The following is a 12912-nucleotide window of genomic DNA, read 5'->3' as shown; positions in this document are numbered from 1 at the left end:
CGGTTCATTCCACCCTATTCTCTGCCGAAACTCTGCCCGATTCAGTCGTTCCTATAAGCAGACCGACAAAGCCCACATTCTGAGGGCAATGCAGACAGTCCAAAATGTGAGGAGGCCAGATGGCTCAGCAGGTTCGATCGTCCTGGAAGCGCATTGCCGCGGGAGGCATTGCTCTGGCCGTTGCCGCTGCGCCCATGTCCAGCTGGGCTCAGACGCAGCCCGATGCTCCGGCTCAAGCCCAGGCGCCATCTGCTCCCTCACAAGCGCGGCCGAGCGCGCCGGGCGCAATGCTGCCCGCGCCTGCGCCGCCATCGACATCTTTCAATCCTCCGCCTTCACCCAAAGCGGGCATGACACCCGCAGGGCCGGCATCGATTGCAGATCTCTCCGAAGGCCTGCTCGATGCGGTGGTCAATATTTCCACGTCGCAGAGCGTCAAGAATAGCGGTAAGGGCCCGCAGCAGCCGCAGATCCAGGAGGGTTCGCCTTTCCAGGAGTTCTTCGACGATTTCTTCGACGGCGAGGGTGGCCAGCGCGGCAATCAGAAGGTCTCGTCACTCGGCTCCGGCTTCGTCATCGATTCGACCGGATATGTGGTGACGAACAATCATGTCATCGAAGGCGCCGACGATATCGAGGTGGTGTTTGCCAATGGCTCCAAGCTCAAGGCGACCCTGATTGGAACGGATACCAAGACCGATCTCTCGGTGTTGAAAGTCGAGCCGAAATCGCCGCTGAAGGCGGTACCTTTCGGGGATTCGCGCCGCATGCGCATCGGCGACTGGGTGATGGCGATCGGCAATCCGTTCGGGCTCGGCGGATCGGTGACGCTCGGTATCATTTCGGCACGCGGGCGCAATATCAACGCCGGCCCTTACGACAACTTCATCCAGACGGATGCGGCCATCAACAAGGGCAATTCCGGTGGACCGCTGTTCAACATGCGCGGCGAGGTCATCGGCATCAACACGGCAATCATTTCGCCTTCGGGCGGTTCGATAGGTATCGGCTTCGCCGTGCCGACGGAGATTGCCGAGAACGTCGTGCGCCAGCTCATTGAGTTCGGCGAGACACGGCGCGGATGGCTTGGTGTGCGCATTCAGCCGGTAACCGATGAAGTCTCGGAAAGCCTCGGTCTCGACCGAGCAAGAGGCGCGCTCGTATCCGGTATCATCAATGACGGACCGATCAAGAACGGTGAGATCAAGGCCGGCGACGTGATTGTCAGCTTCGACGGTCAGTCGATCAACGAGATGCGCGACCTGCCGCGTATCGTCGCCGAAAGCCCTGTCGGCAAGGAAGTCGACGTGGTCATCCTGCGCGACGGCAAGCAACAGACCGTCAAGGTGACGCCGGGGCGTCTGGAAGACAGCGTTCAGTCTCCAGAAGCCGATGGGGACGAGCCGGACGACAGCGATGTACCCAATCCCGACAACGGGGGCGACCAGAGTGCGGAGCAGAGCAAGGAACCGGTTCAGGCTTATGGCATGACGATCGCCGTGCTCGACGAAGATCGCCGCAAGAGCTTCGATATCGCAGAGAGCGTCGAGGGCGTGGTGGTGACTGAGGTGGCAGCCGGTTCGCTGGCTGCCGAAAAGGGCGTAAAGCCGGGCGAAGTCATCGTCGAAGTGGCGCAGGATTTCGTCGAGCAGCCAAGTGACGTTACCAGCAGGATGGATGCGCTCAAGGCGGAAGGCCGCAGAAACGCGCATATCATGATCGCGGACAAGGCCGGCAATCTGCGCTTCGTGGCTATCCCGCTCGACTGAGACAGAGATCAGGCAGGCCTGCGGGCCTGCCACTCATCCTTTGAGACGGTATATACGACGTGCCGTTTCAGGTGCGGGTGGGTGTCGGGAACGCGGGGATGGCTGAAATCCAGCTCCCGTCGTCTAGACATTCCAAGACGTTGCATCACGCTGGTCGAGCGATGGTTTGTCTCGACCGCGAAGGAGACCACGATATCGACGTCGCGGCGCGAGAAGGCTTGTTCCAGTAGTGCTTTTGCCGCTTCGGTGACATAACCGTTTCCCCAGAAGCGTGTGGCGAGACGCCAGCCGATCTCGACTATGTCATCGGGGAATATGCCGGGGAGATTCGGGTGGGACAGGCCGCAGAAACCGACAGGTTCCTGCGTATCCTTCAGCACCAAGGCGTAAAACCCAAGCCCGTCCTCACTCATCATCCCGTTCAGCTTGCCGAGGAAGGCATCTGCTTCCTCGTGGCTTCGCCGAAAGGGGAAGAACTCCATCACCTTCGGGTCGGCATTGATTTCGCGAAAAAGGTCGCGGTCGGTCTTCAGCCATGTGCCCAGTATCAGGCGGGGCGTTTCGACGATCGCGACCCGCTGGCTCATTGGCTGACGAAGTCGCTCTTCCGATAACCCTGGATATAGAGCAGCGCGGTCAGATCGCCGTGGTCGATGCGCATCTTCGCCTGAGCGGCCACGGTGGGCTTGGCATGAAGGGCGACGCCGGATCCTGCAATTCCCAGCATGCCGAGATCGTTGGCGCCGTCTCCGACCGCGATCACGTCGTCCGGCGTGATACCGAGCCTTGCCGAAATCTCTTCCAGTGCATCGACCTTCGCCTGTTTGCCGAGAATCGGTTCGGCAACTTCACCGGTCAGGATGCCGTCTTTTTCGATCAGGATGTTGGCACGGTTCTCATCAAAGCCGAGCGTTGCCGCTATCCGGCTGGTGAAGACGGTGAAGCCGCCGGAGACGAGGGCGGCGTAATGTCCCTTGGATTTCATCGTCGCAATCAGCTCGCGGCCGCCGGATGTCAGCGTGATACGCTTTGCAATCACGTCATCGACCACCGTGATCGGAAGGCCCTTGAGCAGGGCGACGCGTTCCCGAAGAGCGGGCTCGAAGGCGATCTCGCCATTCATTGCACGCGCGGTTATCGTTGCCACCTTGTCCTTCAGTCCAACGACATCGGCCAGTTCGTCGATGCATTCCTGCCCGATCATGGTGGAATCCATGTCGGCTATGAGAAACTGCTTTCGGCGTGTTTCCGTCCGTTGCACGACGACATCGATCGGGGCGTCTGCTATCAGCGTGCGAAAAGCGGCTTCTGCCGCCGTGATATCCTGGTCGTCATGCAGGGCGATGTCACAGGCGACGCCGTCGGCAAGCCAGTAGAGTCCCGAAGTCTTGACGGCCTCGGCTGCCTTTTCTGCGAGAGCCGAGTTGAGAACCGGATTTGACGGATGGGCAATGAGCGTGGCAACGAAAGCCATATGGAAAACCTTGTGCAAGACATCGACGCGATCCTGATAACCGGGCCGACGGCCAGCGGCAAGTCGGCGCTGGCTGTGCAATTGGCTCAGACACGAAATGGTGTCGTCATCAACGCCGACAGCATGCAGGTCTACGACACGTTGCGGATGCTGACCGCGCGCCCTTCGCAAGAAGAGATGCAGGGAATACCGCATCATCTCTACGGTCATGTGACGGCGGTGAGCGCCTATTCGACCGGGGAATGGCTGCGGGACGTGACGGCTCTCCTCTCCGAAATCCGCTCCCGTGGCCAGCTGCCTGTCTTCGTCGGAGGGACCGGACTTTATTTCAAGGCGCTGACCGGGGGCTTGTCCGACATGCCGGAGATACCCCAGGACATTCGTTGCGAGGTTCGACTGCGGTTGAAACAGGAAGGTCCCGAGGCGCTCCACGCCGAGTTGTCGCGCAAGGATGCGGCGATGGCCGGCAGTTTGGAAATGAGGGACGGACAGAGGATCGTTCGAGCGCTGGAAGTCCTGCAGGCGACAGGCCGATCGATCGCGGATTTTCAGGGCAGGCAGGGGCCGATGATTGTGGATCCGGCGCGGTCCCGGAAATTTGTCGTGCTGCCCGACCGTGCCGTTCTTCATGACCGCATCAATCGTCGTTTCGAGAAGATGCTCGATCAGGGGGCGATCGATGAGGTCCAGGCGTTGCTCAGGCAAAGTCCGTTATCTGATTTGCCGGTGATGAAGGCGATCGGGGTGCGGGAGATTGCCGACATGCTGGATGGCAAGATGTCGAGAGGCGAGGTGATCGAACGCTCCTCGGCGCTGACCCGGCAATATGCAAAACGGCAGATGACATGGTTCCGCAATCAGATGGATGAAAGCTGGAGCCGGATCGACGGGACGCCCGCTTCCGTTCAGTCCTTGTCGTAAAGACTGCTCAATGGTTTTTTCAGCAGGCTATCCCGGAAAGAGCCCTCCCGCTTCACAAACGGATTTGGCCTTGCAATCGGTTCGGGTGTGAGTGTCGGCGCTGGAGCTGCGGGCGGGGCAGGCCGATCCCGCCAGCTAACCCGGCTATCCAATGGCGGTGTTGGCTCGACCCTTGTCGGCCTCGGCAACATGTCGGGCCGATAGGGCTCCGCCGCCGCGCTTGGCTTTGCTTCCGCGGCACCCGCCGGTCCGATCTCCCGCTTCCATCGATCAAGTTCGGCATCGCTTGCCGGTGGGAAATCGCCATGCGTGCCCGGAATGAATGCGGCGGCTGGCATGGCGCCCGCTGCTTCGGCTGCCAGATAGCTTTGCTGAAAGGTGGTGATGTCAGGTCCACCGGCGGAGCGCATGCGCGAGACGATGGTGCGCAAGTCGACGGTATCCGGCGTTTCCTCATGATTCTTGTCGACTATCCCATGAGCCTTGGGCAGGTGGCTGTAATCGACATGGCTGAATTTCATCCGCATCGGCACCGCGATCGCTTCGCCGAATGCGATCGCTTCGCCATTGCCGATCGAAGACAGGAAGCTGGTGGTGGAGACCGATGAATTCGGGATCGCCGACTTGATGATGTCCTGGTCGCGATCGTTAGAAAGGCGCATGGCAAACAGCGTCGAGCACTGTGAAAGAATGGTCTGGTCAAGCTCTCCCGGCCGCTGGGTGATGATGCCGAGGGAAACGCCGTATTTACGGCCTTCCTTGGCAATACGCGCAATCGCCTGGCGGGTCGGAATGAAGCCGAGATTGGGATCGGCCGGCACATAACGGTGCGCTTCTTCACAGACGACCAACATATGAATGGCGCCGTTGCTCCACAGGGCAATTTCGAAGGCCATCCGGCAGAGAATCGAGGCCACCGAGTTGACGACTTCCGAGGGGATGCCGGCGAGCTGGAAGGTGGAGATCGGCCGATCGTCTCCTGGAATGCGGAAGATATGCGCGATGGTCTCCATGATCGTGTCATTGATCGTATTGTTGGAGAACATGAAATTGTAGCGGGGATCGTTGATGGCGGAAACCACCCGCATTTTCAGCGACCGGAGGAACGGTTTTTCCGAGCGGCCTTCCAGCCGGCCGATGCGATCGTCGATCAAGGCAAGGAGATCTGCCATTCGGTAGGGGACCGGCGTGTCGGCCGTCACCGAGCTTTTTTCGGTGCTTCTTCTCGTCAGGCTGGAATCGCTGCCACGAAAGGCGCGCTTGGCCTCCGGAATGAGGTCTCGAAGAATATCGAGTTCTTCGGGTATCGCGGGTCGTCCGCGGAAAACCACTTCGGCAAATTCCTCGAGCCGCATCAGCCAGAAGGGCAGGTCGAGCGTATCTGTGTCGATCGTCACCGCGTGTTCGGGGAAGGCCGCTGCAAACTCGTTATGCGGATCGAGGATCAGAACCCTGAGTTTAGGGTCGGATTCAATCGCTTTGTGAAGCAGCAGAGAAACCGCCGTCGACTTGCCGACGCCGGTGGAGCCGACAATGGCGAAATGCTTGGACAGCATTGTCGGTACATGGATGGCTGCGTCGATACTGTCGTCCTGGGTCAGCTTTCCGACAACGCATGTTTCGCTTTTACCCGGGTCGTAGATCTTGACGAGATCCGACGAGCGTATCCGGTGCGCGACGGCTCCCAGATAGGGGTATCGCGATATGCCTCTGGAGAATTGCTCTCGCCCATCCGGGTCGACGCGGACTTCGCCCAGCAGCTCGACTTCGATCTGGAACTTGGTGTCGTCGTTTTCCGACCAGTCGCGTATGCCGGTCTGCATCGAATAGGCCAGAGCCACGACGCGGTTCTTGCCGACGGTAATCGAAATGAGGCGGCCGACAGACCAGAGTTCGGTGAGCTCGGTTTCCCCGCGCTCTGCTATTGCAGCGATCGTTGCATGGGCGCCATTGCATGCGACAACCCGGCCCAAAAAGCGGTTTCCCGGCTTCATAGGATCCCGACGATCTTGCTCTCCACCTGAGGGAGGGCGATGGGTGTCGTCATTCAGCAAAAGGTGCCCCTGTCATTGGGGATAAAAATTCTAGCCAGCACATAGTGACGTACTGAAAACGCAAATTATGGCTTGGCGCTTAATAAGTGGTATAGGCTTTGCCGATGAAACGCTCAGGTTGACTGAAAACAAGGCTGGCAGAGGAATTTTGCTCAAACGTCGCGTTGACGAATGTGCATTATGCAGCTAACACTCCCGACCATGAAGATTTCGAAGGCACTTATTGTGGTGGGAACGCGCATGGGCAGGACGGTGTAACCGTCCGGCGATAGCCACCCATGCGCGGAAAGACAGGCTCCTCAAGGGGCCTTTTTTTATGCCTTGTTTCCGGCCACTCATTCTGAAAACGCCAGACCGGAAGCAAAAAACTCCAGCAGCAATCCCGGCCGTTGCAGATAAAAGGCCAGACATCAGGAGGACATGACATGACGGATACGACGGATAACGGCAACCGAATGACAGGCGCCGAAATCGTTCTTCGCGCATTGAAGGACAACGGCGTCGAACATCTCTTCGGTTACCCGGGCGGCGCCGTCCTTCCGATTTATGACGAGATCTTTCAGCAGGACGATATCCAGCATATTCTCGTCCGTCATGAACAGGGGGCCGGCCACGCCGCCGAAGGTTACGCCCGCTCCACCGGCAAGGTCGGCGTCATGCTGGTCACCTCCGGTCCCGGTGCCACCAATGCCGTTACGCCGCTGCAGGACGCGCTGATGGATTCGATCCCGCTCGTTTGCCTGACAGGCCAGGTTCCGACCACGCTGATCGGCTCCGACGCCTTCCAGGAAGCCGATACGGTTGGCATCACGCGCCCCTGCACCAAGCACAACTGGCTGGTCAAGGACGTCAACCAGCTGGCTGGCGTCATCCATGAGGCGTTCCGTATCGCCCAGACCGGCCGTCCCGGTCCTGTTGTCGTCGATATCCCGAAGGACGTGCAGTTCGCCACCGGCACCTATGTGCCGCCATCGGAGGCACAGGCAAGCAAAAGCTATACGCCGAAGATCGAAGGCGATCTGAAGGCGATCGAGGCTGCCGTCGAACTGATGGCGACTGCCCGTCGGCCGATCCTCTATACCGGCGGCGGCGTCATCAATGCAGGCCCGGAGGCCTCCAAGCTGCTGCGCGAACTGGTCGAGCTGACCGATTTCCCGATCACCTCGACGCTGATGGGACTGGGCGCCTATCCGGCATCGGGCAAGAACTGGCTCGGAATGCTCGGCATGCACGGCTCCTACGAAGCCAATATGGCCATGCATGACTGCGACGTCATGGTCTGCGTCGGTGCGCGCTTCGATGACCGTATTACCGGTCGCCTGAATGCATTCTCGCCGAATTCGCGCAAGGTCCATATCGATATCGATCCGTCGTCGATCAACAAGAATGTCCGTGTCGATATCCCGATCATCGGCGATGTCGGCCATGTGCTGGATGACATGGTCCGTCTTTGGCGGGCGCTGCCGAAAAAGCCGGAAAAGGCGCAGACCTCCGAATGGCATGCGTCCATCGAAACCTGGCGCGCAAGAAAGTCGTTTTCCTACAAGAATTCGAACGACGTGATCATGCCGCAATATGCGCTGGAGCGTCTGGCCGAGGCGACGAAGGGCAGGGACACTTACATCACAACCGAGGTCGGCCAGCACCAGATGTGGGCGGCGCAGTTCTTCGGTTTCGAAGAGCCGAACCACTGGATGACCTCGGGTGGTCTCGGCACGATGGGCTATGGCCTGCCTGCTGCGCTCGGCGTGCAGGTCGCGCATCCGGAAGCCCTCGTCATCGACATCGCCGGTGATGCGTCGATCCAGATGTGCATTCAGGAAATGTCCTGTGCCATCCAGCATAACCTTCCGGTGAAGATCTTCATCCTCAACAACCAGTATATGGGCATGGTGCGCCAGTGGCAGCAATTGCTTCACGGCAACCGCCTGTCTAACTCCTATACCGAGGCGATGCCGGACTTCGTCAAGCTGGCGGAAGCCTATGGCGCGGTCGGCATCTATTGCGACGATCCGAGAGAACTGGACGACAAGATTGCCGAGATGATTGCGGTCGACAAGCCCGTCATCTTTGACTGCCGCGTTGCCAATCTCGCCAACTGCTTCCCGATGATCCCGTCAGGCAAGGCACATAACGAGATGCTGCTGCCGGACGAGGCTTCCGACGAAGCCGTCGCGACCGCCATCGATGCAAAGGGCCGCCAGCTCGTTTGATGCGAGCCGGCATTCCTGACGACATTTTAAGGAACGGACCCAGATCATGAACGCACATCAGCAACCGACCGGCTCGGCCTATTTCATCAGCCCGGAGACCGCCAAGGTCGAGAGCCATACGCTATCGGTTCTCGTCACCAACGAGCCGGGCGTCCTTGCCCGCGTCATCGGCCTTTTTTCCGGCCGCGGCTATAATATCGAAAGCCTCACGGTTTCGGAGACGGAACACGAGTCCCACCTATCCCGCATCACGATCGTCACCAACGGCACGCCGACCGTACTCGAGCAGATCAAGGCGCAGCTCGAGCGGATCGTACCGGTACACCGGGTCGTCGATCTGACAGTACGCGCTGGCCAGCTTGGTCAGGAGCGCCCGATCGAGCGCGAAGTTGCGCTGATCAAGGTGGCGGGGACTGGCGAAAGCCGGGCCGAGGTTCTGCGTCTGGCGGACGCCTTCCAGGCCAAGGTCGTGGATGCGACGGTCGGTCACTTCATCTTCGAGATCACCGGCAAGTCTTCGAAGATCGACCAGTTTGTTGCGGTGGTGAAGCCGCTCGGGCTTATCGAGGTCTGCCGCACGGGTATCGCTGCGATGAACCGCGGCGCTCAGGGTATGTAACCGGGATTCGACAAAAGCGGCCGTCCGGGATAGGCGATGACAACTCGGTTCAAACGTGGACGGTCGTTGCCTTGAAATATAATGATCCCGGCAAGATCGGGGGGAAGCCCTGGCTGCCCCCCGTCGAGACGCGGCTCGGTGCTATGCGCTGGCTTCGCAAGGACATGCCGTGGGTCAAGGATTATCTCGGACTGTCGGACATCCAGAATTGCTTTGCTCCTGATCTCGGCGGGACGATTGCCTGGGGCGGTCGCATCGTCGCGAAGATGACGGAGACGATCGCCACGGCCCGCCGTCTGCCGCATTGGCGGCTTGAGGACGGATTTCTCCGCTCCGTGCAACTCGGGAAATCGGGTGTATTGCCGCTTTCCATCGTTGCCGACGATCTGGCTCTTTCGATGGATGCATCCAGATCATCACGCCTGGAGCGGCTCATCATCGATGCGTCCGAAAAAGATGGACAAGGTGCAAAGGATATCCGTGAGGCAATCGTTCTACACGGTCTGTCGAAATACAATCATCTGCCCCATCAGGAACCGAGGTTCGAACAAAGCGGCAAGCGGAGAATTCTTCTCATCGACCAGGTGAGGGGGGACGTTTCCGTTCCGCTGTCGCTGGGCTCTGCGGCTTCCTTCTCGATCATGCTCAACGATGCTTTGGCGAGCGGTGCTGATTGTATCGTTCGCACCCATCCGGACGTGATTGCAGGTTATCGGAAGGGCTATCTCACCGAAATGGCGTCAGGCCGGCCGGGCGTTACCCTGTCAACGGAACCCGTGTCGGCGGCTTCGATCCTGAAGGTGGTCGACGAGGTCTGGACGGTGGCAAGCCAGTTCGGCTTCGACGCTCTGCTGCGCGGCGTGCCGGTGCGCTGTTACGCGGCGCCGTTTTATGCCGGCTGGGGCCTGACCGACGATCATATGAGCGAACCTGCCCGAAAGATCGTCTCGAAACGCCGTGGCATGAAGCGCAGCATCGACCAACTCGCCGCTGCCGCTCTCATCGGTTATCCCATCTACCGCAATCCCGAGACGTGGCAGGCGACGGATGTGTTTAAGACGATCGATGCGATCGTTGCCGGACGCGCGGGGCTGTTAACCTAAAGCATTTCCAGCGGATGTTTGCGAAAGGGTGGCGCGAAGGCCGCGTCGAGCGCTGCCCAATCCTCCCTGCTGATCTCCAACCCGATTGCTCCGGCATTTTCCTCGACACGATGCGGATCGCTGGATTTCGGGATGGCGATTGTGTTGCGCGTTCTTAAAACGAAGGCGAGGGCGAGTTGGGCCGGTGTTGCCTGATAGGCCTTGGCGATGCGGATCAGTTCCGTGTTGCGCAGGATGCGGCCCTGTTCGATAGGAGAATAGGCCATGATAGGAATGCCGCGCTCCTGACACCATGGCAGGAGATCGTATTCGATGCCCCGGCGCGCAAGATTGTAGAGTACTTGATTGGCGGCGCATTTTTCACCGTCCTCAACCTCCATCAGATCCTCCATGTCCTCGACGTCGAAATTGGACACGCCCCATTCGCGAATTTTGCCTGACCTGCGCAGCTGCTCGAACCCGGCAACGGTCTCTTCAAGATCATGCTCGCCACGCCAATGAAGAAGATAGAGGTCCAGATGTTCGGTCTTCAACCTCTGAAGGCTGCGCTCGCAGGCGTCTATGACGCCCTGGTGGCTGGCATTGTAGGGATAGACCTTGCTGACGAGGAACACCTCGTCGCGGCGTCCCTCAATCGCCTTTCCGGTGATGATTTCGGCCCCACCCTCACCATACATTTCTGCCGTGTCGATCAACGTCATGCCGAGATCGAGCCCGTGTTTGAGGCTTTTAACCTCCTGCTCGGCAGTGCTGGAATTTTCACCCATCTTCCAGGTTCCAAGCCCGAGCGCTGGCAGCAAGGTGCCGGAGGGGAGAATTGCAGAAGAAATGTCTGACATGTCGCAAAACCTCGGACTGGCCTGTAAAAGGCTAACCTAAGGCTTTCTTACGGTAAGCCAAGCGGCGGCTAGTCCATGTTCTCCGCGACAAATCTGCTCGATCATAAAAACACGCCGTCTTATCCCTGCCTTTGATTCATCTTTCGTTCTTTTCTGTTGCGCTTTCGTCGAGAATCCTGCCAAGTCGCCGCATGCAATTTGCACCGCAACAGGACGAGGCCCTCAAGGCCGTTTCTCGCTGGCTGAAGGACGGGCGTAGCCAGGTTTTTCGCCTGTTCGGCTATGCCGGTACCGGCAAAACAACGCTTGCCAAACATTTTGCCGAGCATGTGGACGGCGAGGTTCTGTTTGCGGCCTTTACCGGCAAGGCGGCGCAGGTTCTGCGCTCCAGAGGTGCCCGTAACGCGAAGACCATTCACTCGCTGATTTATCGCCCGCGCGGCGAGGAGGCGGTGGAAGACGAAGAGACCGGCAAAACCTCGATCTCGCCGATGTTCGCCATTAATCGCCAGAGCCCGGTCGCCAAGGCCGCGCTTATCGTCATCGACGAATGCTCGATGGTCGATGAGGCGCTCGGCAAGGACCTTATGAGTTTCGGTACGCCGATCTTGGTTTTGGGCGATCCCGGCCAGCTTCCGCCCGTGTCCGGCGGTGGTTTCTTCACCGAGCAGGACCCTGATTATCTGCTGACCGACATCCATCGCCAAGCGCAGGACAATCCGATCATCCAGATTGCCATGCAGGTGCGCGAAGGCAAGGAGATCATGTATGGCGATTACGGCAAGGCGCAGGTGATCTCTCGGGACGAGGTGACCCAGGAGCTTGTGATGGACGCCGACCAGGTGCTCGTCGGCACCAATCGCACCCGCAAACGCTATAACCAGCGCCTGCGCGAGTTGAAGGGCTTTACCGCCGACTATCCTCAATCGGGCGACAAGCTGGTCTGCCTGCGCAACGATCAGGTCAAGGGGCTGCTCAACGGCTCGCTTTGGCAGGTCATGAGTTCCTCGCGCGAAACGGTAAAACCCGGCATCAACCTGATGATCCGGCCGGAAGACGACGACATGGATCGCGGTGCAGCTAAGATCAAGCTGCTCAAGGCTGCCTTCGAGAGCGAGGAAGAAATTCCGTGGTCGACGCGCAAGCGTTATGACGAATTCGACTATGGTTATGCGCTGACCTGCCATAAGGCGCAGGGTTCGCAGTGGAACAACGTGGTTCTGTTCGACGAGAGTTATGCATTTCGCGATACACGCGAACGCTGGCTTTACACGGCCATTACCCGTGCTGCCGAGACGCTGACGATTGTGAGATAAGGGCAGGGACTTGCTGTAGCTGGCTCGGCTTTGCGGTTATACTGGTCGTTGACAATGAACCGGGGACGCGGCAAAAGCGTTTTAACAGCAAAGCTGCAGTTGACGTTGAGTCAGTTGGCAGAATTTTCAGGCATGTTGCATGTCTGGAATGCTGAGAGATTTATGGGGTTGATGAACTCATGGCTGCTAAGATCTATCGTCCTGCAAAAACTGCAATGCAGTCTGGCAAGGCAAAGGCCCGTCTCTGGGTTCTTGAATTCGATCCGGAAACGCCGCGTAGCATCGATCCGATCCTCGGTTACACGTCTTCAGGCGATATGAAGCAGCAGTTGCGGCTGACTTTCGAAACGCAGGAACTGGCGGAAGCCTATGCTCAGCGCGAGGGCATTGAATACCGGGTTATCCACCCGAAAGAAGCAAACCGGCAGTCGTTGTCATATACGGATAACTTCCGTTTCAACCGCCTGCAGCCCTGGACACATTGATTGACGCGGCAGATAACCTGCCGCCCAGAGGCCCCTTAGCTCAGCTGGATAGAGCACCTGCCTTCTAAGCAGGTTGTCGCAGGTTCGATTCCTGCAGGGGTCGCCAATATTCTCAATGA

11 protein-coding genes and 1 tRNA gene are annotated in these 12912 nt (G+C 58.9%); 8 read left to right on the top strand and 4 right to left on the bottom strand.

Going from position 1 to position 12912, the window contains the following annotated elements:
• Window positions 1-119 precede the first annotated feature (119 nt).
• A complete protein-coding gene (locus tag FHP24_RS19230) occupies window positions 120-1769 on the top strand; it encodes a Do family serine endopeptidase (RefSeq protein WP_139677846.1) in 1650 nt (549 codons plus the stop codon).
• An 8-nt stretch (window positions 1770-1777) separates the two neighbouring features.
• Here FHP24_RS19230 and FHP24_RS19225 read toward each other — a convergent pair whose 3' ends face one another.
• Together FHP24_RS19225 and serB are read right to left on the bottom strand one after the other, a co-directional pair.
• Window positions 1778-2356 carry a GNAT family N-acetyltransferase gene (locus tag FHP24_RS19225; RefSeq protein ID WP_139677845.1) on the bottom strand — a complete coding sequence of 193 codons (579 nt, stop codon included), beginning with the start codon at window positions 2354-2356 and terminating at the stop codon, window positions 1778-1780.
• Complete coding sequence (gene serB / locus FHP24_RS19220; RefSeq protein WP_139677844.1) at window positions 2353-3243, bottom strand: phosphoserine phosphatase SerB; 891 nt, start codon at window positions 3241-3243, stop codon at window positions 2353-2355. The genes FHP24_RS19225 and serB overlap by 4 nt, the downstream gene beginning before the upstream one ends.
• Here serB and miaA point away from each other — a divergent pair, their 5' ends adjacent.
• Window positions 3244-4164, top strand: coding sequence for a tRNA (adenosine(37)-N6)-dimethylallyltransferase MiaA (gene miaA / locus FHP24_RS19215; protein ID WP_139677986.1), 921 nt, complete (start codon window positions 3244-3246; stop codon window positions 4162-4164).
• Here the strand turns inward: miaA and FHP24_RS19210 are convergent.
• The gene (locus FHP24_RS19210) at window positions 4149-6218 is read right to left on the bottom strand and encodes an ATP-binding protein (RefSeq protein ID WP_139677843.1); all 2070 of its coding nucleotides are present in this window, start codon (window positions 6216-6218) and stop codon (window positions 4149-4151) included. The two genes, miaA and FHP24_RS19210, sit on opposite strands and share 16 nt — an antisense overlap.
• Before the next feature lie 425 nt (window positions 6219-6643).
• Between FHP24_RS19210 and FHP24_RS19205 the strand changes: the two genes are divergently transcribed.
• The 3 genes from FHP24_RS19205 to FHP24_RS19195 all read left to right on the top strand — a co-directional run bounded on the left by FHP24_RS19205 (window position 6644) and on the right by FHP24_RS19195 (window position 10153).
• On the top strand, window positions 6644-8431 hold the full coding sequence (locus FHP24_RS19205) for an acetolactate synthase 3 large subunit (RefSeq protein WP_139677842.1): 1788 nt from the start codon (window positions 6644-6646) through the stop codon (window positions 8429-8431).
• Between the two features lie 46 nt (window positions 8432-8477).
• Complete coding sequence (gene ilvN, locus FHP24_RS19200; RefSeq protein ID WP_139677841.1) at window positions 8478-9050, top strand: acetolactate synthase small subunit; 573 nt, start codon at window positions 8478-8480, stop codon at window positions 9048-9050.
• A 71-nt stretch (window positions 9051-9121) separates the two neighbouring features.
• A complete protein-coding gene (locus FHP24_RS19195; protein WP_246091838.1) occupies window positions 9122-10153 on the top strand; it encodes a capsular polysaccharide export protein, LipB/KpsS family in 1032 nt (343 codons plus the stop codon).
• On the opposite strand, the gene FHP24_RS19190 is transcribed toward FHP24_RS19195, so the two are convergent.
• On the bottom strand, window positions 10150-10992 hold the full coding sequence (locus tag FHP24_RS19190) for an aldo/keto reductase (protein ID WP_139677840.1): 843 nt from the start codon (window positions 10990-10992) through the stop codon (window positions 10150-10152). The genes FHP24_RS19195 and FHP24_RS19190 overlap by 4 nt on opposite strands.
• Window positions 10993-11183: 191 nt before the next feature.
• Between FHP24_RS19190 and FHP24_RS19185 the strand changes: the two genes are divergently transcribed.
• The 3 genes from FHP24_RS19185 (at window position 11184) to FHP24_RS19175 (ending at window position 12899) form a co-directional block, all read left to right on the top strand.
• The gene (locus tag FHP24_RS19185) at window positions 11184-12308 is read left to right on the top strand and encodes an ATP-dependent DNA helicase (protein ID WP_139677839.1); all 1125 of its coding nucleotides are present in this window, start codon (window positions 11184-11186) and stop codon (window positions 12306-12308) included.
• A gap of 179 nt (window positions 12309-12487) precedes the next feature.
• The gene (locus FHP24_RS19180) at window positions 12488-12793 is read left to right on the top strand and encodes an ETC complex I subunit (protein ID WP_139677838.1); all 306 of its coding nucleotides are present in this window, start codon (window positions 12488-12490) and stop codon (window positions 12791-12793) included.
• 29 nt (window positions 12794-12822) lie between these two features.
• A tRNA-Arg gene (locus FHP24_RS19175) sits at window positions 12823-12899 on the top strand.
• The last annotated feature ends 13 nt before the right edge of the window (window positions 12900-12912 follow it).

The organism is Aliirhizobium smilacinae (assembly GCF_006335145.1).
Classification (GTDB): Bacteria; Pseudomonadota; Alphaproteobacteria; order Rhizobiales; family Rhizobiaceae; genus Neorhizobium; species Neorhizobium smilacinae.
The sequence above is the reverse complement of the archived record's forward strand: the minus strand, read 5'-3'. Positions and strand labels throughout refer to the sequence as shown.